At 42.3% G+C, this 22,546-nt stretch carries 21 protein-coding genes and 1 riboswitch; of the genes, 16 read left to right on the forward strand and 5 right to left on the reverse strand.

Translation table 11 applies throughout. From position 1 onward, the window contains the following. Positions 1-34 precede the first annotated feature (34 nt). Together ICE93_RS04025 and ICE93_RS04030 are read left to right on the forward strand one after the other, a co-directional pair. Positions 35-1,039, forward strand: a complete 1,005-nt coding sequence (locus tag ICE93_RS04025) for a tripartite tricarboxylate transporter substrate binding protein (protein WP_255554483.1) — start codon at positions 35-37, stop codon at positions 1,037-1,039. Positions 1,040-1,265: 226 nt separating this feature from the next. Then, positions 1,266-1,354: riboswitch (glycine riboswitch) on the forward strand. Between the two features lie 151 nt (positions 1,355-1,505). Further along, a complete protein-coding gene (locus ICE93_RS04030; protein ID WP_216185820.1) occupies positions 1,506-2,765 on the forward strand; it encodes a D-amino acid dehydrogenase in 1,260 nt (419 codons plus the stop codon). 544 nt (positions 2,766-3,309) lie between these two features. Here ICE93_RS04030 and ICE93_RS04035 read toward each other — a convergent pair. After that, positions 3,310-4,551, reverse strand: coding sequence for an FAD/NAD(P)-binding oxidoreductase (locus ICE93_RS04035; RefSeq protein ID WP_216185822.1), 1,242 nt, complete (start codon positions 4,549-4,551; stop codon positions 3,310-3,312). A 77-nt stretch (positions 4,552-4,628) separates the two neighbouring features. Further along, positions 4,629-5,273 carry a response regulator transcription factor gene (locus tag ICE93_RS04040; protein WP_216861303.1) on the reverse strand — a complete coding sequence of 215 codons (645 nt, stop codon included), beginning with the start codon at positions 5,271-5,273 and terminating at the stop codon, positions 4,629-4,631. A 328-nt stretch (positions 5,274-5,601) separates the two neighbouring features. Here ICE93_RS04040 and ICE93_RS04045 point away from each other — a divergent pair, with 328 nt between their 5' ends. Genes ICE93_RS04045 through ICE93_RS04055 form a run of 3 tightly spaced genes read left to right on the forward strand, consistent with a single transcriptional unit; the run spans position 5,602 to position 8,349 of the window. Then, positions 5,602-6,414, forward strand: coding sequence for a CoA transferase subunit A (locus ICE93_RS04045; protein ID WP_255554484.1), 813 nt, complete (start codon positions 5,602-5,604; stop codon positions 6,412-6,414). Continuing rightward, positions 6,411-7,169: a CoA-transferase gene (locus ICE93_RS04050; protein ID WP_255554485.1), complete on the forward strand. Its 759-nt coding sequence runs from the start codon at positions 6,411-6,413 to the stop codon at positions 7,167-7,169. Before ICE93_RS04045 ends, ICE93_RS04050 begins: the two co-directional genes overlap by 4 nt. Then, entirely contained in the window at positions 7,159-8,349 is a 1,191-nt protein-coding gene (locus tag ICE93_RS04055; RefSeq protein WP_216185826.1) for a CaiB/BaiF CoA-transferase family protein, read from the forward strand. The genes ICE93_RS04050 and ICE93_RS04055 overlap by 11 nt, the downstream gene beginning before the upstream one ends. A 60-nt stretch (positions 8,350-8,409) precedes the next feature. Here ICE93_RS04055 and gorA read toward each other — a convergent pair whose 3' ends face one another. The 3 genes from gorA to ICE93_RS04070 are packed head-to-tail and all read right to left on the reverse strand — an operon-like array spanning position 8,410 to position 11,442. Beyond that, the gene (gene gorA / locus ICE93_RS04060; RefSeq protein ID WP_216185828.1) at positions 8,410-9,771 is read right to left on the reverse strand and encodes a glutathione-disulfide reductase; all 1,362 of its coding nucleotides are present in this window, start codon (positions 9,769-9,771) and stop codon (positions 8,410-8,412) included. Next, entirely contained in the window at positions 9,768-10,412 is a 645-nt protein-coding gene (locus tag ICE93_RS04065; protein WP_216185830.1) for a glutathione S-transferase family protein, read from the reverse strand. The genes gorA and ICE93_RS04065 overlap by 4 nt, the downstream gene beginning before the upstream one ends. A gap of 49 nt (positions 10,413-10,461) precedes the next feature. Beyond that, complete coding sequence (locus ICE93_RS04070; RefSeq protein ID WP_216185832.1) at positions 10,462-11,442, reverse strand: tripartite tricarboxylate transporter substrate binding protein; 981 nt, start codon at positions 11,440-11,442, stop codon at positions 10,462-10,464. 72 nt (positions 11,443-11,514) lie between these two features. Here ICE93_RS04070 and ICE93_RS04075 point away from each other — a divergent pair, with 72 nt between their 5' ends. The 11 genes from ICE93_RS04075 to ICE93_RS04125 all read left to right on the forward strand — a co-directional run bounded on the left by ICE93_RS04075 (position 11,515) and on the right by ICE93_RS04125 (position 22,524). Next, the gene (locus ICE93_RS04075; protein WP_216185834.1) at positions 11,515-12,153 is read left to right on the forward strand and encodes a TetR/AcrR family transcriptional regulator; all 639 of its coding nucleotides are present in this window, start codon (positions 11,515-11,517) and stop codon (positions 12,151-12,153) included. A gap of 52 nt (positions 12,154-12,205) precedes the next feature. Then, on the forward strand, positions 12,206-13,189 hold the full coding sequence (locus ICE93_RS04080; protein ID WP_216185836.1) for an MDR family oxidoreductase: 984 nt from the start codon (positions 12,206-12,208) through the stop codon (positions 13,187-13,189). 46 nt (positions 13,190-13,235) lie between these two features. Next, positions 13,236-13,814 (forward strand): peroxidase-related enzyme, encoded by a 579-nt coding sequence (locus ICE93_RS04085; RefSeq protein WP_216185838.1) that lies wholly within the window; start codon positions 13,236-13,238, stop codon positions 13,812-13,814. Between the two features lie 107 nt (positions 13,815-13,921). Next, a complete protein-coding gene (locus ICE93_RS04090) occupies positions 13,922-14,374 on the forward strand; it encodes a PaaI family thioesterase (protein ID WP_216185840.1) in 453 nt (150 codons plus the stop codon). Positions 14,375-14,416: 42 nt separating this feature from the next. Then, complete coding sequence (locus ICE93_RS04095; protein WP_216185842.1) at positions 14,417-15,208, forward strand: enoyl-CoA hydratase; 792 nt, start codon at positions 14,417-14,419, stop codon at positions 15,206-15,208. A 13-nt stretch (positions 15,209-15,221) separates the two neighbouring features. After that, positions 15,222-16,418: an acyl-CoA dehydrogenase family protein gene (locus ICE93_RS04100; protein WP_216185844.1), complete on the forward strand. Its 1,197-nt coding sequence runs from the start codon at positions 15,222-15,224 to the stop codon at positions 16,416-16,418. A 35-nt stretch (positions 16,419-16,453) separates the two neighbouring features. Then, positions 16,454-17,422, forward strand: coding sequence for a tripartite tricarboxylate transporter substrate binding protein (locus ICE93_RS04105; RefSeq protein ID WP_216185846.1), 969 nt, complete (start codon positions 16,454-16,456; stop codon positions 17,420-17,422). Position 17,423: 1 nt separating this feature from the next. Further along, entirely contained in the window at positions 17,424-19,028 is a 1,605-nt protein-coding gene (locus ICE93_RS04110) for an AMP-binding protein (protein ID WP_216185848.1), read from the forward strand. Between the two features lie 26 nt (positions 19,029-19,054). Beyond that, positions 19,055-20,035: a tripartite tricarboxylate transporter substrate binding protein gene (locus ICE93_RS04115; protein WP_216185850.1), complete on the forward strand. Its 981-nt coding sequence runs from the start codon at positions 19,055-19,057 to the stop codon at positions 20,033-20,035. An 837-nt stretch (positions 20,036-20,872) separates the two neighbouring features. Continuing rightward, complete coding sequence (locus ICE93_RS04120) at positions 20,873-22,030, forward strand: DUF4238 domain-containing protein (RefSeq protein ID WP_216185852.1); 1,158 nt, start codon at positions 20,873-20,875, stop codon at positions 22,028-22,030. A 251-nt stretch (positions 22,031-22,281) separates the two neighbouring features. Continuing rightward, the gene (locus ICE93_RS04125; RefSeq protein WP_062310554.1) at positions 22,282-22,524 is read left to right on the forward strand and encodes a hypothetical protein; all 243 of its coding nucleotides are present in this window, start codon (positions 22,282-22,284) and stop codon (positions 22,522-22,524) included. The last annotated feature ends 22 nt before the right edge of the window (positions 22,525-22,546 follow it).

Below are 22,546 nucleotides of genomic sequence, written 5' to 3' on the forward strand. Positions count from 1 at the left end.
CGTGTGACAAAAATACATTACTTAAGGGTATCCAATGAAAAACTCATTAATTAAATCACGCAGATCTTTTATTTTGGCAGGTCTGGCAATAACTTTAATTCCATGGATGGACTTAGCGCATGCTGCAGGTTACCCATCCGGCCCAATTACTATGATGGTTCCGTACCCTGCTGGTGGAGCAAGTGATGTCAGTGCCCGTATTTTGAGTAATCCAATTGGTAAAGAGTTAGGCGCAACGGTCATTGTCGAAAATCTAGGGGGTGCAACAGGCACCATAGCTGCATCAAAAGTTCTTAATGCTAAAGCAGATGGAAGCATTATTTTTCAAGGTACGCAAAATGAGTTAATCATTCCGCCTCTAACTAATCGAGCAGTAACTTATCAGCCCGATGCATTTGAGCTTACTCAGCCTTCAACAATTACGCAGCTTGTGTTATTAGTACGCAATGATTTACCAGCAAAAACAATTCAAGATTTTTTTAAGCTCGCAAGAAAAAGTACGTCAACACCATTGACGTATGGAACGGTAGGAGTCGGTTCACTTTACCATCTCATGACTGAATATATGGGGAAAATTATGAAAATACCGTTTTCACATATTCCTTATAAAGGCGCTACACCAGTGGTGCAAGACCTCTCCGGTGGACAGATTGACTTTGCAATTATGCCCTTTCAGTCATCCATGCTGGATATGATTAAGTCAGGTCGTTATAGAGCATTAGCAGTTTTTACTAAGAATAGGCCACCTTTGTTGGCGCAAATACCTAGCATCACAGAAATTCCAGAGTTAGCAAAATTTGAATATGTTAGTTCAGCTGGCTATTATGTTAAAAAAGGCACACCCCTTGAAATTAAGGCCGCCCTAAATCAGGCAATAGGTAAGGCGCTACAAGATCCAGCTGTGATATCAAAACTTGAGGCAGACGGACGTAATATTCCAAAGCGTATGAGCCTTGCAGAGGCAGCCGCTGTATATGAGACTGAAATTGCGAAATATAGAGAAATGATTCGTATAACTGGTTATGTACAAAGCGACTAATGCTCTTTCATTGAGTCATAAAAATTCATATCTGTGGTGCAAGGGGTGTGTAAGACGACCCTGTGTATCCTGATAATGCAATTAGTTGCTATGGTCAGACTGAGTGAGTTTTCAAATTTACGCATCAAAGACTGGTGGTAAGTCATAGCAATTACTAAAAAGCGATAAGCAAACCTTAAAGACATAGCATTTGAAGGTATAGTATTGTAAGTAACAAAAAGTAATTAAATCATTCTCGGGAGAGATTGCTTTTACAGCAACGCCGAAGGAGCAACCGCCCCGGAAACTCTCAGGCAAAAGAACCGAAATGATTTTTAAACTCTGAAGAGATATTGGGTATTCGTCACCCGATAACACCGAAGGAGCAAGCAAATATTGAATATTTGCGAATCTCTCAGGTCCAGAACAGAGGGGGCCCCTTGAGCATTTGCAATGGGTAACCCTTGACGTTTTTTGGACTTTAAAAATGAAATCATTTGTAATTATTGGTGGCGGCATCACTGGTGTGACTACTGCTTATGTTTTGGCTAAGCGTGGCTATGATGTCACTCTCATTGAGCGTCATCGTTATGCTGGAATGGAAACATCCTTTGCCAATGGTGGTCAGCTTTCCGCATCAAATGCAGAGGTCTGGAATCATTGGTCAACAATCATGAAGGGCATGAAGTGGGTATTTAAAAAGGATGCTCCTTTATTGATTAACTTAAAGCCTGACTGGCATAAGCTTTCATGGTTTGCAGAGTTCATTGCATCCATTCCGAATTACAAGAGTAATACCGTTAAAACTGCGCATATGGCAATTGAAGCCAGAAAGCATCTATTTGCTTGGGCAAAGCAAGAGGGTATTGATTTTGATTTAAAGCGTGAAGGTATCTTGCATATCTATCGTGATCAGGCGGGCTTTGAGCATGCAGGCAAAGTCTCTAAGATGCTTGCTGAAGGCGGGCTAGGGCGTACTGCCGTTACACCTCAAGAAATGAAAGAAATCGAACCTACTCTAGCCGGTAAATATTATGGTGGTTATTACACTGAGAGTGATTCGACTGGAGATATTCATAAATTTACTTTTGGCTTATCTGAAGCTGCAGCTAATTTGGGTGTTAAAACCATTTATGAGCATGAAGTTCTTTCCGTTCAGTCTGATGGAAATCGTGTGAACTTAACGCTAAGCAAAGATGGGCAAGCTAGCCAGCTCGTTTTTGATAATGTCGTAGTTTGTGCTGGTGTTGGTAGTCGTGACCTTGCTTCTCAGTTGGGTGATCGCGTTAATGTCTACCCAGTTAAAGGCTATTCAATTACTGTCAATTTGAACGACAAAGCGAGCCAAGAGGGCGCTCCTAATGTCAGCCTTTTAGATGATGAAACCAAGCTAGTTACCAGTCGTCTTGGTGTAGATCGATTCCGCGTTGCTGGTACGGCAGAGTTCAATGGCATCAATCGTGATATCCGTTCTGATCGTATCAAGCCCTTGGTGGATTGGGTTAATCAGTGCTTCCCAGAAGTCAGTACACGCTCGGTTGTTCCATGGGCAGGCTTACGTCCGATGATGCCAACTATGATGCCAAAAGTTGGTAGGGGTAGTAAGCCTAATGTGTATTACAACACCGGCCATGGCCATTTGGGTTGGACCTTGTCTGCGTGTACCGCTGAAATGATCGGTGATGTTATTCAGTACGGAGAGCAAACCCTAAAGACTGGGACTGAGCCAAGCTTAAAGTTTTCTTAATTGAGTCTAATAAGCGTTACTTAAAGTAACGCTTATTAATCCCTCAAAAAGTACTTTGGAACAACGAAGTGTGAAATGGTTATTCCAAATATCCTTTGGTTTCGAAAACCAAAGACCGATAGACCACTTCTTTTAAATCTACGAATATGCTTACACATTTGCTCACACACCGACACTGACCACCCGCAGACCCTCTGTTTATAAGGGTCTAACTTGGGCTTCTGCTCTCATAACCAGAGAACCTAAAGTTATCCTAAAACTCACAGTAAGGTTAGGTTATTAGGGAATTGATTGGTTTTTGTATTTCTGGGATGGTTGGAATAGAGATAAGCCCAAGTCGCCAGCTATTTTCAAATGTACACCCGCTTACACAGTCGGGTATTTTTGAGCGTTACTTAAAGTGACGGTTGGGCCCCAAATGCACATATCTCAATTAAGTTTTTAAATTAATTGTCTCTGCAGGAGAATGACTATAAGGGTTTGGTGGTTTCTTGTATCAAATGCTAGCTTCATTACTCAATTTTTTTGCCGTTTTTCTGGGCTGTCAATTACCGGAGGGGCGAGCTAGCCACTCCTTACCTTTTAACATTGCATTCCAATAAAGCCAGGGCAGTATATTTTTCTTAAGAATCCATGCGAGTTTGGTAGCCTTTAGTGGATTTATTAGCCATGGAAAAGTGGGAATTATTTTTCCGCCAAAACCAAATTCAGCTAAAACAATTTTTCCACGCTCTACCGTGAGCGGACATGAGCCATAACCATCATAATTTAATGGCATCGGTTTATTGACTCTAACAGCAAGTAAATTTTCCGCTACAACCACAATTTGTTTTCTCGCTGCAGCGACAGTTTTAGAGTTAGGCGAGGAGCAGCAATCTCCTAGCGCAAATATATTGCAATACTTCAGGTGTTGCAAGGTTGATTGATTGACATCAACCCAACCTCCAGCGTTTGAAATTGGACTATTTTTTAAGCATTCTTGAGGGCTTTGTGGCGGCACAACATGCAACATATCAAAAGATTTTTCAATTTGAGAAATTTTTCCTTCCCCATCTTTAACTTCAAAATTCGCGGTTTTCTTTTCCCCGTTGATGGAAATAAGGTTGCAATTAAAGTTTAGTGTGGCATTGTATCTTTTGACATAGTCCATTAATGCAGGAACAAAATCAGCAACTGCAAAAAGCGTACTGCCAGCATTATTTAATTCAATCTTTATGTTTTTTAGCCTGCCCTGTTTCTCCCACTCAAAGCAAGATAGATACATAGCTTTTTGTGGAGCGCCTGGACATTTGAATGGTAGTGGCGGCTGAGTAAAAAGTGCTACTCCAGACTTTAGGTTCCTTACTAACTCCCAAGTGTATGGCGCATATTCATAGCTATAGTTTGAGGTGACCCCATTTTTCCCAATGGTTTCTTTCAGGCCAGGTATTGCGTCCCAGTCTGTTTTTATCCCCGTAGCCACAGCCAAAAATTCATATGCAACCGTCTTACCTTGTTTGAGTATCAGATTGTTTGCTTCTGGATTGAAGTTAATAATTGCATCTTGTAACCACGTGACACCATGTGGGATGACAGTTTTTGTGAGACGCTTGCTGGATTTCACATTAAATGCTCCGCCGCCCACTAGTGTCCATGAGGGTTGATAGAAATGGTGATCAGAAGGCTCGATAATTGCAATTTTTAGTGATTCATCACGTGATCTTAGGCTAGCTGCCAGTCCTATTCCTGCAGCACCTCCACCAGCGATGACTACATCAAAATGATTTTCTCTGACTGTGTTTGACATTTATTTTTCCGGGACTGGGGATTCTATTGGATTAAGAGCAAGTGTTTGATTGTGTTGGGTTGTGCTAAGTAATGTCTTTATTGCTGATTGATCGCAGTGACTTCTGCTTGTTCAATTCTAAATAGAAGTAGTAGCAAGGTGGTAGGGCGATTTACTTGAAGCTTATCCATTAGATTTGCTCGGTGCGCCTCCACCGTCTTCACCTCAATGCCCATTACTTTAGCAATTTCTTTATTTAACTTTCCCGAAATGATGTGTTTCACTACATCTTTTTCTCGTCGGGTTAAAGTCTCAAGCTTTTCTCTGATACGAGTAATTTCCAATAACTCTTTTTTCATACTATGTGATTTCACTAGCATCCTATCAATGAGCTCAAGAAGCGCATATTTTTTAATGGGCTTTTGAATGAAGTCAATGGCCCCATGCTGAAATGCTTTTGACACCATTGGAATATCTGCATAACCAGTCATAAAAGAAACAGGAAAGTCAAACCCAAGGCTCAATAGTTTTTCCTGTAAATCTAATCCTGACATTCCTTTCATTCTCACATCTATAAGTGCGCATGAAGGTGTTGATTGATCTGTAATTTCTAAGAATTTTAAAAAATACTCTGCACTGTGGTGGCAAAGAACTGTATAACCATTGCTTTCTAATAGCCATTTTAGGGAGTCTAGAATCGCCAGATCATCATCTACGACATACACTACATCATTCGTATCCAAGATTGATTTCCGTTTAAGTTTTGGTAATGGGTCTGGAAGAGGCTGATTCTAGATCCCCCAAGCCCCTTTGGTGATGCATGATTCCTTGGATTAGTAAGTATTTGGCGTACCCATGGGTTGCGATTCTTGACCAGCTACTCAGATTTTGAAAAACACAGCTCCTATTCGACATAGCAAAATTCTCTTTTGGTTAAAGGGGGCGGTGTTTGAATGACATATCAAAGAGTGCATTTAGTAATTGCATTAATTAGACGATCGGTCTAATATACCAAAAGTATCGGCTTTATTAAAAAATTTAATGAAAGCTGGCTGTATAAAAGGGGATGAAATGTCGCAAACTATGGCGCCAATTACTGTTGAAGAGATAGTCGCAGAAATTCATGACGAATGCCGATTGGCAATACCCGTGGATTATGCCGGCGTACCCATGGGTATTGTTGCTGCATTGTTAAGGCGTTCCCCGCGTAAATTGGACTTATTGGGAGTTCCCACCGCTGGGCTGTTGCACGACATTCTTATAGGATCAGGTTTGGTGCGAAGTCTAGAAACGAGTGCGGTCACTCTCGGTGAGGCTGGCGGTGCGCCATGCTTTATGAGAGCGATTGCCAATACATCAATTCAAATGAAGGATAGTACCTGCCCAGCAATACATGCGGGATTGACGGCAGCGCAAAAAGGGTCTCCATTTATGACCATGCGTGGACTGATTGGTACCGATGTGTTGCTACAGCGGTCAGACTGGAAGGTGATGCAAAACCCATTTGCATCAAATACTGACCCGGTGGTTATAGTCCCCGCGCTACATCCTGATGTTTCAGTTTTTCATGCCCCGATGGCTGACCGCGAAGGAAATGTATGGATAGGTCGCCGTCGAGAATTAGCTGCCATGGCATATGCAAGTAAGAAAACCTATGTAACAGTGGAGCGGATTGTCGATTCTCGCTTTCTGGATGATGAGTTAACGGCTGCTGGTGTGTTACCTGCTTTATATGTAGACGGTATAGCCAAAGTTGAAAAAGGTGCATGGCCATATGGCCTTTGGGGGGAATATAGTCCGGATACCGTGGCGCTTCAGCGCTACGCCCAACATGCGAAAACGGAAGAAGGCTTTAAACAATGGATTTCGGAGGTATACGCATGAGCAAGGCAACCTTGAGAGAGTGCCTAATTGTTACGATTGCATCACTCCTGGAAGGCGCTCGTCATGTGGCGGTTGGCGCATCATCCCCAATCCCCGCGGCAGCGGCAATGCTATTGAGGGCGCAAAAAAAGTTAAAAAATGAACCCGCGGTGCGATTATCGATTTTAGGATCGGTAAAACATAATCTTTTCACAAATGGGTCGGCAGAGCTTTTTGATTGCGCCGGTCAAGGTCGCATAGATGCATTTTTCCTTGGTGGTGGACAGATAGATGGTCAAGGCAATATCAATCTAGTTGGAGTAGGAGAGTATCCAGAGATGCGTATACGCTGGCCAGGGTCATTTGGCTCAGCATATCTGTATTTTACGGTTCCTAAGGTAATTCTTTTTAGAGAAGAGCATTCGCCACGTGTGTTTGTGGAGAAGGTTGACTTCATCAGTGCGCCAGGCACAAGTGCTCCCGAGGTCTACCGCAAAGGGGGGCCTTATGCTTTGCTAACTGGAATGGCATTATTTATGTTTGATCCTAAGTGTGCGCGTTTTCGTCTTGTGTACACGCACCCAGGGCACACTCTTGAAGATGTCAAGACGGCTACAGGTTTTAGTTTTGATATTGACCCCCAGTTAACCACAACGCCTTTGCCTGATGAAGATACTCTCATGCTATTACGCGGGCGAGTGCTTAATGAGCTTAAAGAGACTTATCCAGATTTTGCGCAACAACTTACTGAGGAGATAGCCGCAAATGCAGAGTAAAAACGCAACATTAGGTTCACTTTCAGGCATACGCGTTATTGATGCCAGCAGAGTATTGGGTGGCCCTTTCTGCGGACAGATTTTGGCTGATCATGGTGCGGATGTCATCAAGGTTGAGCCTCCAATGGGTGATGAAACCCGTGGATGGGGCCCTCCATTCGTTGGCGATGCGGCAAGTTATTTTATTGGAGTCAATCGGAATAAACGAGATATCTCTATCGATATCACTCAGTCTCTTGGGCAGGAGTTGCTCTTGCAGATGCTTGAGGATGCGGACATCTTCATAGAAAACTTCAAGATTGGAACCTTGGAGAAGTGGGGTTTGGGTGCTGAAGAATTAAGGAGTAGATTTCCTCGCTTAATACATTGCCGTATATCTGGCTTCGGTGCTGATGGCCCATACGGTGGTCAGCCAGGTTATGACGCCGCTGTACAAGCTATGACAGGTTTGATGAGCGTAAATGGTGAGCCCCAAGGGGAGCCATTGCGTATGGGCGTACCCATCATTGACATGGTCACAGGTATGAATGGCGTGATTGGCATCCTGCTTGCATTGCAAGAGCGCAACAAAAGTGGTCAAGGGCAATTTGTTGAAGCTACACTCTACGACTCTGGAATATCAATGTTGCATCCCCATTTGCCTAACTATTATTTAAATGGCAAGGCACCTCAGCGTAGCGGTAATAGGCATCCTAATATTTGTCCATACGACGCATTTAAAACGAGTACTGTTCCATTATTCCTGGCAGTTGGAAATAATCGTCAATTTGTTACTTTATGTAAGGTATTGGGACGTCCAGATCTTGGAACTGATGAGCGCTATTTAACTAATGCATTGCGCAATAAAAATCGCGATGAATTGCGCAAAGATTTAGTGGCACTGCTTTCAATTCGAGACGGTTTGCAAGTTTCTCAAGAATTAGTTGCGGCGGGCGTTCCTTGTGGTCCAGTGCGTACTATTGATCAGGTTGTTGATGATCCGCATACACATCACCGAGGTATGATTGTTGACTTAGATGGTTATCGTGGAACAGGAAGCCCCGTAAAGCTTTCACGAACTCCGGCAACCTATCGCATGCGTCCACCATCATTTGCGCAACATACTGATGAAGTCCTGGAAGAGCGGGGCATTGATCCTGGTATTTATGCCAGCGTTCTCCCAAGGAAACCTCTACTCTAAATGTTAAGCTACATTAGCAGTGCTCTAAAGTGAGTTAATATTCTAGCACTCGAGAATGTATTAACCATATGTTCGTGTAGGCTCGCGCATTAGTACGAATTCTTCAGCTGAAGTTGGATGAAGTGCCATGGTCTTATCAAAGTCTTGCTTCGTGGCGCCTGCGGTAATAGCAATAGCCAGACTTTGTATTATTTCCGGCGCATCTGCGCCCGACATGTGAGCGCCAAGTACACGATTGGATTTGCGATCTACCACCAGCTTCATATAAGTCCGCTCTTCACTTTTAGTGAAGGACTTTTTCATAGGTCTAAACTGACTCGTGAAGATGTCAGTTGGTCCAATTTTTTGCGCTTGTGACTCTGTTAGACCAATACTTGCGAGTGGGGGCGAGCAAAACACGGCGCTTGAAACATTTGTATGGTTGACTTGGCTAGGGTTGTTTCCAAACTCCGTATCCGCAAAGGCACGACCTTCAGCAATAGCTACTGGAGTGAGATTTACTCGGTTCGTGACATCGCCAATCGCCCAAATATTCTCAATATTGGTATGGCTATAAGCATCCACAGAAATTGCGCCGTACTCATCAGTTTTTAAGCCAACAGATTCAAGGTTAAGATTCCAGATATTGGGAGAGCGACCAGTTGCATTTAGTACATTTTGGGCATGCAGTGTAGAGCTATTTGTAAGATTTAAGCTAAAACCATTTACTGTTCTTTCAAGAGATCTCATGGAGGAGTTAGGATAAAGCTTAACTCCATGAGCCTCTAAATTTTGAATTGCATTGTGGCGTAGATCCTCATCAAAACCACGTAGCGGTAGATCGCCACGATAGACCATGGAAATCTGGATCCCAAGTCCTGAAAGTATGGAGGCAAACTCTACGGCAATATAACCAGCACCAAGTATCAGTAGCGATGAAGGTAGCTCTCCTAGCTGAAGAACATCATCTGATGTCCATGCTTGCTCCAAGCCTGGAATAGCTGTAGTTGAGGGCGATCCACCGGTAGCAATTAAAATTCTCTCGGTTTGATATTGCCGGCCATCCACTTCCACAGTATTTTGATCCACAAGCTTTGCGTGACCTGAAATCAGTTGAACCTCGGACTTTTCAAGCATTTCACGATAAATTTTCTCCAGACGTGAGAGTTCGCTATCTTTTGATTGCGTCCACCGAGCCACATCAAAGATTGACGGCACTTCAGTCCAGCCAAATGCGCTCGCTTCATCAAACAAGCTTCGCATGTCCGATGCGTACATTAATAATTTCTTGGGAATACATCCGCGTAATACACATGTTCCACCAATACGGTTGCTTTCGATGAGTAGTACTTTGGCTCCGTAGGAGGCAGCTCGGCGGGATGCCGCTATACCTCCAGAACCCGCGCCGATTGTGATGAGGTCATACTTTTTAATTTTCTTCATATTTTGGTGGGTATAGTGACATCGGGAAGCTTAAGTGCTCGCTGCACGGCGGGGCGTTTTATTATTTCTTCGAACCACTTATGTAAGTGTGGATACTCACTCCATGCGATGCCTAGTTTCTCTGACAAACGAAGCCAGGGAAATATTGCCATGTCAGCGATGGTGTATTGAGAGCCACTAAAGTAACTATGATTACTTAAGTGCGAATTCATTACTGAGTGTAGACGTTTAACTTCAGTTTCAAATCGCTCAAGCGGGTAGGTATTATCAAGATTCGTTCTGCCTCTGAAGTGATTGCATTGGCCCATAATTGGGCCTACAGCGCTCATCTGAAACATCAACCATTGTAGGGATTGATATCGCTCTATGACTGCTTGCGAAAGAAATTTTTGGTATTTATTGGCTAGGTAAATAAGAATCGCACCAGATTCAGAAATAATCACCCTCTTACCTTCATCTGATCCGTGGTTGTCGACTAAAACCGGAATTTTCTTATTAACATTAATCAGCGAGATTTTCATCTCAATGCTGCTTTTATTATTGATATCAACGGGAATAATGTTGAATTCTGCATTACATTCTTCCAACATGATGTGGACTTTGTGTCCATTGGGCGTACCCCAAGTGTATAGCTCTAACATTTTTTACTGAATTATTGATGTATAAAGCGCCCACAAGGGCGCTTCATTGTTATTGTCCAAAATTAAGCTTTGCAGATTTTGTTGCAGACGTATACATCTGGAGGTCTTTTGATACTCTTTCACTCATTTTTTCTGGAGTGCTCGGAGTAACTTCGATATCAAAGCCTTCAATCTTTGCCTTAACATCTGGCATGGCAAGAATTTTATTCAGGGTTGAGTTGGCTTTCTTGACAATTTCTGTGGGTGTACCTGCCGGAAAAGTAAACCCATACCAAACGCCAATGTCGAAATCCCCGGGTATTCCTGCGTCGTTCAGGCTTGGCACATCGGGCAATGCATTGGAACGCTTACGCGTCGTAACCATCAATGGACGGATTTTGCCTGAGTTGATAAAGGACTTGCTTGCTGTGGTCGTATCAATTATGTATTCCACATCTTTGCCAAGTATTGCATTGAGGGCGGGAGTGCTGCCTTTATAGGGTATGTGTACTCCATCGAGCTTAGTGACGCTTTTGATCATCTCCGCGGAAAAATAGGTGCCAAAGCAGCAAGATGCATAACTAAAATTACTATTTTTCTCTCGTGACGCATTTTCGAGTTCTTTAAAGGTCTTATATTTTGAGTCTGCATTGACAGACAGCAAGTATGGAGATTGCCCAATTAGACCGATGAATGCGAAGTCAGTCACAGGGTCCATTGGAAAATCTTTTTTAGCAACTTTGTTTAGTGCGAAGCTACTAGTTGTCAGGCCAATCGTGTACCCATCTTTATCTGAGCGGGCAACTTGCTGCAAGGCAATTACCATGTCGCCTCCAGGTTTGTTTTGTACGATCACGTTAGTGCCCCAAGCTTCACTTAGCTTTTGGCCGATTAAGCGAGCGAGAATGTCTGATGCTCCGCCCGGAGCGAATGGAACAATGATGTTGATTGGCTTATCGTTTTTTGGGTATTCTTGACCTACAGCGGTGCTGGCAGCGAGAATGCCCACTGTGGCGGTTAGAACGGAAAGGAACGCTTTTCTCAAATACATTTCTATCTCCTTAATAGTTAATTTTATTTGATTGTTGCATTTTCTAGACGACCAGTCTAATATACATTAAAAATGGCACATGTAAACATCTCGCAAACCCGCAGGGGCAGACCCCCCAAGATTCGTAACGATGCGATCGATACGAGGGAATTGATTTTGCGCACGGGACTTGAAGTCCTCACGGAAAAGGGTTTTTCAGCTGTGGGAATTGATGAGATATTAAAAAAAGTTGACGTTCCAAAAGGTTCGTTCTACCACTACTTTGAAAGCAAGGAAGCATTTGGATTGGAGTTAATTAGCCTTTATGGAGAATTTTTTGCGCGTAAGCTTGAGCGAAATTTTGAAAATAAGGCGCTCTCGCCGCTCGGTCGCATTAAAGCCTTCATACGTGATGCAAAAGAAGGTATGGCTCGTTTTAATTTCAGTCGTGGATGTTTAATAGGAAATCTTGGTCAAGAGATGGGCTCATTGCCTGAAAGCTTTAGGTCAAAATTAATTGGGACTTTCAACAATTGGCAGGACCATCTAGCTGGTTGCTTGTTAGAGGCTCAGGCAATTGGTGAGCTGTCTAAAAAGGCTGATGTAAAACAACTTTCAGCTTTTTTCTGGATTGGCTGGGAGGGGGCCGTGCTGAGGGCGAAGTTGGAGCATAGTGAAATGGCACTTGATACTTTTACCCAATACTTTTTTGAGGTGTTGGCAGCGAGTTAATATTTTTTTGTCTTGAACTAGACAGTCGGTCTAAATTTAAAAGGAGAATGAATTGTTTAAAGCGCTTGTGGTTGAAAAAGATGACTCAGGTTACAGAACAAGTCTGCAGTCTATTGATGAAGCTCAGTTACCGGAAGGGGATGTAACTATTCAGGTTTCATGGAGCACATTGAACTATAAAGATGGTTTAGCCATTACTGGAAAAGGCCCTGTAGTTCGTAAATTCCCTCTAACGCCAGGCATAGATATGGCGGGAACCGTTATTGAAAGCTCTCATTCACGCTGGAAAGAGGGCGACAAGGTTCTATTGAATGGATGGGGAGTAGGCGAAAGCCACAGTGGATGCTTGGCACAGAAAGCTCGCGTAAAAGGTGATTGGCTGGTGCCGCTACCAGATAAATTTTCGGAACGTCAGGCAATGTCAATCGGAACTGCTGGTTATACGGCAATGCTCTGCGTGATGGCGCTAGAGAAGCATGGGATAAAACCAACCGATGGCGAAATTTTAGTTACTGGCGCAAATGGTGGGGTTGGTAGCATTGCGATTATATTGCTTAAGAAAATGGGATATACAGTCATCGCATCGACAGGTCGATTGGAAGAGGAGGCTCACCTAAAGTCTCTGGGAGCCGCGGGAATTATTGATCGAAAAGAGCTCTCGGAGCCAGGGAGACCTTTAGGAAAAGAGCGCTGGGCCGGGGTAGTTGATTCTGTGGGAAGCACTACGCTTGCAAATGCATGCAGCACTACAAAGTATGCTGGTGCCATTGCAGCTTGTGGCCTTGCTGGAGGGGCGGATTTGCCAGTAACTGTCATGCCATTCATTTTGCGCGGTATCACCCTCTATGGAATTGATAGCGTGATGGCTCCTTTAGAGCGCAGAATCGAAGCTTGGGGACGGCTCGCCGAATTGCTTGATATTTCAAAATTAGAGTCCAACACAACAGAGGTCGGCTTGGAAGAAGCAATTGCAGTAGGCCCTCAATTGCTAGAAGGCAAGGTGCGCGGTCGCGTAGTTGTAGATGTGAATCGTTAATCCTCAAATTTAATTTACTTAATCATCATATTTATAAGGAAATACTATGAGCCAACAATCAACTCCTGCAGTTAGCCGTTTTCCAGTTCCTGAATTAAAAGATATGCCGGAGGACATTAGAGAGCGCATTATTGCTGTTCAAGAGAAAGCTGGATTTGTTCCAAATGTATTTCTTGTGTTGGCATACCGTCCTGATGAATTCCGTGCATTTTTCGCTTATCACGATGCATTAATGGAAAGAAAAGGCAATCTAACTATCGCCGAAAAAGAAATGATAGTAGTTGCCACTAGTAATGTGAATCAGTGCCAATACTGCGTCATTGCTCATGGCGCAATTCTTCGTATTCGAGGCAAAAACCCTCTTATTGCCGATCAAGTTGCCACAAATTATCGCAAGGCAGATATCACCCCCCGTCAAAAAGCAATGCTGGACTTTGCGATGAAAGTTTCAGCCACTGCGCATCTCGTTGGGGATGCGGATTTTGAAGTTTTAAAAGGACACGGGTTTGACGAAGATGATATCTGGGATATCGCGGGCATTTCTTCATTCTTTGGTCTGTCTAATCGAATGGCTAATTTCACTTCGATGCGTCCAAATAATGAGTTTTATTCAATGGGGCGATGATTAAAATCTAACCATGTCTATGTTGATGGCAATCCTAAGGCTAGCAGGAAAATGTTGATACACATACTTTGTAGTGCATTTTGAGTTGAGCTCGATTAAGGCTCAGTATGAATGAACCATTTCAAGATAAATATGCCGATGAGTATAGTCATTGCTATGGTTGTGGTAAAAATAATCCAGCTGGCCATAAGCTTAAAAGTTATTGGAATGGGGTGGATACGATTGCAAAATTTACCGTTGAACGGAAATATAGTGGAGGCGTTCCCGATCATGTATATGGCGGAATGATCGCATCTCTTTTTGATTGCCATGGTACCGCATCCGCTGCAGCATTTTCCAATCGACTCATAAAGGAAGGGGTGGGTGAAAGTAAGGAGTTAATAAGATTTGTAACTGGATCCTTGGCTGTAAAGTTTTTGCGCCCAACTCCAATAGGTGTTGAACTCACTATAAATGGTAGTCTCAAAAGTATTGTTGGGCGAAAAATAGAGGTTGTTATGACCTTGTTTGCAAATAGTATTGAGTGCGCAAGCGCTGAAATGTTAGCAATACAAATATAAATATAAAAGCCTTGGCTAGTAATCCTTTGGGGAGATGTTTTGATGGGCGAAAAAGAGTATGTTTTTCGACGTGATTGGGATGGAATTGCAATTCTCACCATGAATCGACCGGAGTCTCGAAATGCTTTGTCATTGGGGATGATTTCTGCACTTCAATGTCAGTTTGAATTAATTGCGCAAGATAAATCAATCAAGGTGGTTATTCTTTCTGGTTCCGGAACTGCATTTTGTGCCGGCCATGATCTAAAGGAAATGAAGTGCCAAAATTTTGATTTAAGTTATTCAGAAAAGCTGTTTGCTAATTGCACGGTATTGATGCAAAAAATGTTACGACTTCCTCAGCCCGTAATTGCTCAAGTTCATGGTTACGCTACAGCAGCAGGCGTACAACTTGTTGCTAGCGCTGATTTAGCAGTTGCTACGACCAATTCACAATTTGCAACCCCTGGTGTCAATATTGGTCTATTTTGTTCAACACCAATGGTTGCGGTTTCCAGAAATATATCTAATAAGCACGCCATGCAGATGTTACTTTTAGGTGATCTGATAGATGCAAATACGGCCTATCGGTTTGGCCTTATTAATGAAGTTGTTGAGCCAGACGAATTGGAAGATTACACCTTATCAATGGCAAAAAAAATTGCAGAAAAATCCTACCCCATAATTTCCTTAGGTAAAGAGGCTTTTTATCGCCAGTCAGAGTTATCAATAGATGATGCCTATTCTTATGCGAGTGATGTTATGAAAAAAAATCTTGAAATGCATGACGCTCGCGAAGGGATTAGTGCATTTATTGAAAAACGGCCGCCTATATGGAAAAGTAGTAGTAATTAAAATTAAATTTTAGTTGTTTGAACGGTTAAAGGCTGCTAATGACATGACGCTTACTGAAGAATTTGATCAATCTCTTTTGCCTGGCGAGCTGATTCTATTGGAATCTGCAAAGCTGTTCGGTGCGACCAATATTTCACCGAATGCAAAGCAGTGGGAGTACACGCGAAAATTTCCTATCGATGAGTTGCGTCAAGCAATTCAAAGGGGATTTGGATCTATTGAGTTGCCACAAATTTTTGGGGGCCCAGGATTTTCATTTGGCACAAAAATGCGCATTGCCGAAGAATTGAGTAAATTTGACTTAGCATTCACTTTCGCTTTAATACAGCATCACAATGCATTGGTTCGGGTGGCCGAACTGTCACCCTCAGATCATTCCAGGGAGCTTATCGCCAGCATGCTAACGGGAGATCTTATTGGTTGCACTGCAATGAGTGAGCCGGAGGCTGGTAGCGATTTTTCTTCATTAAAAACCGTCGCTAAGAAGGTTGCTGGCGGTTGGATTCTTAATGGTAAAAAAGGATGGATTACAAATGCCACAGACGCTAATGTTTGTCTAACCTATGCTCAAACTGACACGTCTTTGGGCTCAAAAGGTATTGCCTGTTTTGTAGTTCTTGGCGACAAAGAAGGATTTATTCGCCAAGCGGGATATGAATTGCATGGCGCTCATGCGGCAGGAGTAGGGGGTTATGGTTTAGTCGATTATTTTGTGCCAGATGCATTAGTGCTATATGCACCAGGACTAGCATTCAAAACAGCTTTACAAGGTGTAAATAGGGCTCGAATTCACGTCACCGCCATGAATGCGGGGATGCTTGAATCATCATTATCAATCGCAACTCAATACGGAGAAAATAGGCGGGCATTTGGAAAATCTATTTTGGAATTTCAAGGATTGGCTTGGTCTTTAGCAAATGTTGCGACAAGTTTAGAGGCAATGAGATCTTTGGCCTATCGAGGTGCGCGGCAAATTATGCGTGGAGAGGATGCGCTTGACTCAGCGGCGATTGCCAAAAAATTTGGCAATGAGCAAACGCTTAGTGGCGTTGCTGCGTGTATGCAGGCCATGGGAGCAAATGGATTAAGGGCTGAATATCCATTGGCGCGACATTTAGCCGCAGCGAAACTATTAAGTTATACCGATGGAACTGTGGAGATGATGAATGAAAGAATAAGTGGCGCTGTTAAAAAAAGATATGTACTTTAATTTTGCTTAACGATGTGTTGGTGGGAGAGAGAAAAATGACTTACAAATACTTGCTTATTTTTGTGGTTGCTATTACAAATTTATTTTTGCCTAAATTGGCGCTTGCAAACGATTATCCTAATCGCCCTGTGAAATTAATCATTCCGTTCCCTCCAGGGGGTTCAGTGGATTATGTAGCGAGAATAATAGGTCAAAAATTTTCAGAACAAATGGGTCAATCAGTTGTGTTAGAAAATAAGGGTGGCGCTAGTGGATCAATTGGTGCCGCAGAAGTTGCTAAGGCAAAGCCTGATGGATATACCCTGCTAATGGTGTTTGATTCACAAGCAGTAAATCAGTATTTATATAAGCTGCCCTATGACACATTTACATCTTTTGACTATATAACTGAGATGGTGTCTGCTCCGATGTTGTTAGCAACGGCCAAATCAGCCCCATTTAATACGACACCAGAACTCATAGCTTATGCAAAATCTCGCCCAAATGGTGTTACGTATGGGTCGTCGGGTACGGGTGGCTCTAATCATTTAAATGCATTAGGGGTCGCTGATAAAGCCGGAATTAATGCTTTGCATGTGCCCTATAAAGGTGGTGGCCCAATGTTGACTGCGGCAATGGCTGGTGAGGTGGATTATGTAGTTACAACAATGCCTGTAATCATGAGTCAAATAAAAGATGGGGGAAAACTAAAGGCGTTGGCAGTAAGTAGTAAGACTAGAGTATCTCAATTTCCAAACTTGCCGACAATTGGTGAATCGTTACCTGGATATGAGGCGAGCTCTTGGATAGGTTTAGTGGGACCTGCGGGCTTGCCAAAAGATGTGCAAAATAAAGTCTTTACTGCCATGAAAAATACTTTAGAGTCCCCTGAGATCAAAAGCCGTTTAACCGCAGATGGATTCCAAGTAATTGCTAGTACTCCAGCAGCATTTTTATCTAAAGTGCGATCTGAGTCTGAGACGATTGGTAAGCTAATTATCTCAAAGCAAATTAAGGTTGAGTAATATGGGTTTTCCAGTCCTCCCGGAGTGGATTCAGTCCATACCAGATGCATTGCAATTCTTTGCAAAGGAATTGCCAAATAAGCCCGCTATTATTTGGTATGGACATAAAATTACCTATTCGGAGCTTGATCGCCTAAGTGATCAATGTGCGAAAGTACTAAGAAGTTATGGGGCAAAAAAGGGTGAGCCTATTGCTCTATTCATGCAAAATTGTCCACAATACGTAATAGCTCACTTGGCAATACAAAAAATTGGAGCAGTTGTTAGTCCTTGTAGCCCACTATTTAAATCTATTGAGTTAGCGTATCAGTTGAATGATTTAGGTGCCCACTTAATAATTGCTGCAGATAATTTATATCCACTTGTAAAAGAAGTTTTGCCGCAAACTCAGATTCGACAAGTGTTCCTTGTGCATTATCAGGATTTAATTCCTAGAAATCCAACTTATTGGGTGCCAGAGGATGTTAGGTGCGACAGAAATATGCCGCCTGAGGCAGTTGATCTGATGGCCGCCGTTAATTTAGAGTCGGCGGGTGAGATTGATAAGAATTTAGATCCACAAGCTTTGGCTTTATTGGTTTATACATCAGGGACGACTGGGCGACCCAAGGGGGCAATGCTGACTTTAGCTAATATTTTCTTTAAGAGTTATGAAACTGCAAAGTTCGGAGAAATGGTTTCAGAAGATATTTTTTTGGCAATACCCCCCCTCTATCATATTTCAGGGATGCTATTTGGAATAAATATTCCAATACTGCTGGGTAGTACAGTTGTATTGCATTTTCGATTCGATGCCAAATCAACTGCTCAATCAATTCAAGCGCATAAGGTGACTTACTGGAAAGGGGTTGCTCCAATGCTAGCCGCAATTATTTGCTTGGATACTGTGGAGCAGTATGACTTTTCATCGCTACGAATGACAACTGCATCTAGCTTTGGAATACCAATGTCTGAAGACCTATCAAGGAAATGGAAATCTATTACAGGTGGGTGCCCATCAAGTGAATCTGGTTATGGTTTATCCGAGACGCACACCATGGATTCGATGATGCCCCCAGGAGATATTCGTTTTGGTACCAACGGAAAAATACTTCCAGGCGTTTCTTGTCGTATTGTGAACCTTCAAGACGGCAAAGATATGCCGTTGGATGAAGAAGGTGAGATTGTGTTGAAAAGTCCGGGTAATTTTTTGGGGTACTGGCATGAGGATGATAAGACAGCCGAAACCCTGAAGAATGGTTGGGTTTACACGGGTGATATAGGCAAGCTAACTTCTGATGGCTACTTAATTCTTTTGGGAAGAATAAAAGAATTGATCAAGGTATCTGGATATAGCGTATTTCCTGCTGACGTCGAGTCAATTCTCTTAAAGCATCCAAAAGTTGATCAGGTAGCTGTAGTTGGGATTCCTGATGCGAATAAAGGTGAAGTCATAAAAGCGGTTTTTGTTCTTAAACCAGAGTTTATTAACCAAATTAGTGTAGATGAAATCACCGCTTGGAGTCGTGAGAATATGTCTTCATACAAAGTTCCCAAACTTATTGAGTTCCGTGATTCATTACCAAAGAACAATACAGGGAAAGTAATGCGTAGATTGTTGAAGTAAAGAACATTTTTACTGAGAGGCTTTTTATGGATAGCAAAACTATATTCAAAATTTTTATAGTTTCAGTAGTCCTATGGGCAAATAATTTACTTGCGCAAACAAGTGAATACCCAACTAAACCAATAAAGCTTTTAGTGGGATTCTCTGCTGGTGGCGCTACTGATGTATCTGCCCGCCTATTTGCAAAGCGTATGAGCGAAATACTTGGTCAACCAGTTACAGTCGAAAATAAACTCGGGGCGGCAGGGACTATTGCCGCAGAACAAGTTGCTAAAAGTCCAGCAGATGGGTATACGCTTTTATATACAAGTAGCTCTATTCATGGTATCAGCCCAAATGTATATCCAAATTTATCGTGGGATCCAATTAAAGATTTTTCTCCAATTGCATTGGTTGCCAAATATCCTCAAGCATTGTTAATAAGCAATGAAGTGCCAGCAAATAATTTACGAGAATTAGTGGTGCTGATTAATAAGTCGCCTGGTAAATATTCTTATGGTTCAGCAGGAAATGGGGGAACTCAACATTTGGCAGGTGCTTTGCTAAATGCTCAAGCAAAGATGGATATGACTCACATACCATATAAAGGTATGTCAGCTGCTTATCCAGATTTAATTTCAGGTCGTATTCAGGTAATGTTTGATAATGCACCTTCAGCAATTCCTTTTATTACCAGTGGAAAGGTAAAGGGGGTTGCAGTATCCTCGCTTAACCGGGTTAAATCTTTACCAAATATACCCACCATTGCCGAATCTGGTTACCCAGGCTTTGAAGTTGTTGCATGGACGGGGTTTGTTGCCCCCGCAAATACCCCTGTATCCATAATTAATAAATTAAATGCTGCAATACTTAAAGCTTCTCAATCGCCGGAGGTAAAAGATTGGTTAGAAGATAATGGAAGTCCAACTAACCTAGTGGGGAATCCTGCTGATTTCGGTTTATTTTTAAAGAAGGAATTAGCATTTTGGAAGCAGGCAGTTGAAATTTCCGGGGCTAGGGCAGACTAGTGTTGAACCATTTTAATGATCCATAAAAGTTTGTGTGTGGGCTGGATTACGAGGTTCTGAGCGTTACTTAAAGTAACGCTACTCAACATCCGCTAAAGCCGCTTTGGAGCAACGAAGTACTAAATGGTTGCTGTAAAAACCCTCTGGTTTCGAAAACCAAAGAGTGAGAGACTATTTCTTAAAAGATGAGTTATTTCACTACACAAAACGCTACACACCGATAATCAGGCGCTGTAACCTCTTGAAATTCTAGTGGTTTTCTTTGGGCTTCTGCTCTCATAAGAAAGAAGCCCTAGGGGTCTTGTGACAAAGACCTCAATAGATTCAAGAGGTTAGTGGTCGATTAGGTAGTCAAAATTGCTTACACACCGCTTACACACCGGAGCAAAAACCGAGGTGTGTAGTAAATGCGGTTTTAGTGTGGTTTTGAAGTGGTAAGCACCAGCAGTAAGGTGTGTAGTAAAAACAGTTTTAGGGCCCATAGCTCAGTTGGTTAGAGCAGAGGACTCATAGCGAAAGTTGTGCCTTATGCGTGGAAACTGCATAAGGGATGGTGTCAAATTCGGAGAAAGCTAAATGCAGCCAAAAGCTGCACAAGCTAACGCCGAGCGAAGCTTAGTAGAAATACTTTGAACGTGTAGAGACTAGACGGCACCCATCTAAGTCGAGCAATCGATATGATGAAGGCATAGTCCAGGGAGTAGCGAAAGCTACACAAACCGGAATCCTTTGGTCCCAGGTTCAAGTCCTGGTGGGCCCACCAGAAAAGCAAACCCTCATCAGTAATGGTGAGGGTTTTGCCTTTTTAAATATGCTGATATGCATTATCTTAATTAAATGAGTAAAAATAATTCCACGGTTCATCATTACGTGCCTCAGTGGTATCAGCATCTTTTTATTCCGCAATCAACTCAAGATAAAAGGTATCACCGATTAGATCTTAATCCTGAAAAAATCTGGATAGATAAAAAGAGATTCTTTACTCACAACTCTATTAAGTTATTAGGCCCAGTAAGTTGTTTTCAAGAAGATAATTTGTATACGTTATTTTTTGGAAAAGATGCTGATGATATTCTTGAGAGAAATTTTTTCGGCGATATAGATCGTAGGGGAAGTAAGGCTGTCCAATTTTTTAACAACTGGGAAATGGCGTCAGGGTCAGGTCAGATGCTTCAGGATTTAGTCCGATATTTAGATGCTCAAAAGATGCGGACGCCTAAGGGACTTGATTTCCTAAAAAAGACTGTTGGCGTTGAATTAAAACGAGACCTTTTATTCTGGATGGCTAGGTTATGGCAAATTAACTGCACGATATGGATGGAGGGTATATGGGAAATATTGGATTGCAGAGATTCTCCAACACATTTTATAGTTTCTGATAACCCTCTTACAACATATAACAAGAGTCTATTTCCGCTATCTTCTCAATGCCAATATCCATTTGATGCTCCGATTGGGATGTTAGGAACGCATACAATTTTTCCGTTGGGGCCAACTAAGTTACTTGTTATTACAAATTTGGGATATGTGAGAAACCCAGATGTTAATCGCCTAAAAGAAAGAGAAAATCCTAGGCAATTCGCACAGACTCTATTTGATTTAAGAAAAATACAAACAGGTCGGGCGTTAAAAGAAGAGGATGTAATAGCAATTAATTACATACTGAAATCAAGATCCCGAAAATATATTGCCTCAAGTGAGAAAGAATGGCTCTTTCCAGAAAAATATATGCCATCAAGGATGTGGGATAAGTTGGGTGATAAGTTTTTCTTGATGCCAGATCCAAGAAAGGTAAGTTTTTCTACTGATACTGTTGTTGGCTATAAGGATGGTTCAGCTTGGGGAATGGATGAATATGGAAGAAGAAGTACTCAAAATGGTAAGGCGGCAGAAGCTTTGCGCCGTATTGAATTCAGAACTTTTGAGAAACATAAAGCTTTATGGGATAGTTGCTTTGGAAAGCTCGATATTCATGAGCTGAGAAAATACTGGTAACAAGCGTTACTTAAAGTAACGCTCGCCCATTCATCCCCAAAAACCACTCCAATAATCCCCACTCTTAGCCACAAGTTCTTTTAGCTAAATTGCCCCCAGTAATTCATCCAATTAGGTTGTCCTAACCTGGCTCCGCGAGCCATTAACAAACTCGATTTGAATTGATTGTTTATCCGAAAAGTAGGTCAAAACGCCTATCGTACGTATATGAGTTATCGATATTGATAGCTCCATATTTACGGGAGAAGCAAATGAATCAAAGCAATCTTGCAGTTAATCAAGTGATCTCTTTTGACACTTTAAAAACGTCAGCATATGCCAGCGCCAAGATCAATCTTGGCGATGAATTGGATATGGACGATTTGGGTGCGTTATTTGCGGTGAATGACTATTTTCAGCAAAGACTGGGGCATTCAGTGTTTTCTAGCATTGAAATGGCAGCAATTGGCGATGCACTAGAAAAGCACGGGATTATGTATCTGGAGGCGCAATGAGCTTGGGTAACTATCAAGCGTT

It is taken from the genome of Polynucleobacter sp. MWH-HuK1, from assembly GCF_018881815.1.
GTDB lineage: Bacteria > Pseudomonadota > Gammaproteobacteria > Burkholderiales > Burkholderiaceae > Polynucleobacter.

What these genes read in the sequence shown, in the direction of transcription:
- ICE93_RS04025 (WP_255554483.1), top strand. Translation starts at nt 35, where the DNA reads ATGAAAAACTCATTAATTAAATCACGCAGATCTTTTATTTTGGCAGGT.
- ICE93_RS04030 (WP_216185820.1), top strand. Translation starts at nt 1,506, where the DNA reads ATGAAATCATTTGTAATTATTGGTGGCGGCATCACTGGTGTGACTACT.
- ICE93_RS04035 (WP_216185822.1), bottom strand. Translation starts at nt 4,551, where the DNA reads ATGTCAAACACAGTCAGAGAAAATCATTTTGATGTAGTCATCGCTGGT.
- ICE93_RS04045 (WP_255554484.1), top strand. Translation starts at nt 5,602, where the DNA reads ATGTCGCAAACTATGGCGCCAATTACTGTTGAAGAGATAGTCGCAGAA.
- ICE93_RS04050 (WP_255554485.1), top strand. Translation starts at nt 6,411, where the DNA reads ATGAGCAAGGCAACCTTGAGAGAGTGCCTAATTGTTACGATTGCATCA.
- ICE93_RS04055 (WP_216185826.1), top strand. Translation starts at nt 7,159, where the DNA reads ATGCAGAGTAAAAACGCAACATTAGGTTCACTTTCAGGCATACGCGTT.
- gorA (WP_216185828.1), bottom strand. Translation starts at nt 9,771, where the DNA reads ATGAAGAAAATTAAAAAGTATGACCTCATCACAATCGGCGCGGGTTCT.
- ICE93_RS04065 (WP_216185830.1), bottom strand. Translation starts at nt 10,412, where the DNA reads ATGTTAGAGCTATACACTTGGGGTACGCCCAATGGACACAAAGTCCAC.
- ICE93_RS04070 (WP_216185832.1), bottom strand. Translation starts at nt 11,442, where the DNA reads ATGTATTTGAGAAAAGCGTTCCTTTCCGTTCTAACCGCCACAGTGGGC.
- ICE93_RS04075 (WP_216185834.1), top strand. Translation starts at nt 11,515, where the DNA reads ATGGCACATGTAAACATCTCGCAAACCCGCAGGGGCAGACCCCCCAAG.
- ICE93_RS04085 (WP_216185838.1), top strand. Translation starts at nt 13,236, where the DNA reads ATGAGCCAACAATCAACTCCTGCAGTTAGCCGTTTTCCAGTTCCTGAA.
- ICE93_RS04090 (WP_216185840.1), top strand. Translation starts at nt 13,922, where the DNA reads ATGAATGAACCATTTCAAGATAAATATGCCGATGAGTATAGTCATTGC.
- ICE93_RS04095 (WP_216185842.1), top strand. Translation starts at nt 14,417, where the DNA reads ATGGGCGAAAAAGAGTATGTTTTTCGACGTGATTGGGATGGAATTGCA.
- ICE93_RS04105 (WP_216185846.1), top strand. Translation starts at nt 16,454, where the DNA reads ATGACTTACAAATACTTGCTTATTTTTGTGGTTGCTATTACAAATTTA.
- ICE93_RS04110 (WP_216185848.1), top strand. Translation starts at nt 17,424, where the DNA reads ATGGGTTTTCCAGTCCTCCCGGAGTGGATTCAGTCCATACCAGATGCA.
- ICE93_RS04115 (WP_216185850.1), top strand. Translation starts at nt 19,055, where the DNA reads ATGGATAGCAAAACTATATTCAAAATTTTTATAGTTTCAGTAGTCCTA.
- ICE93_RS04120 (WP_216185852.1), top strand. Translation starts at nt 20,873, where the DNA reads ATGAGTAAAAATAATTCCACGGTTCATCATTACGTGCCTCAGTGGTAT.
- ICE93_RS04125 (WP_062310554.1), top strand. Translation starts at nt 22,282, where the DNA reads ATGAATCAAAGCAATCTTGCAGTTAATCAAGTGATCTCTTTTGACACT.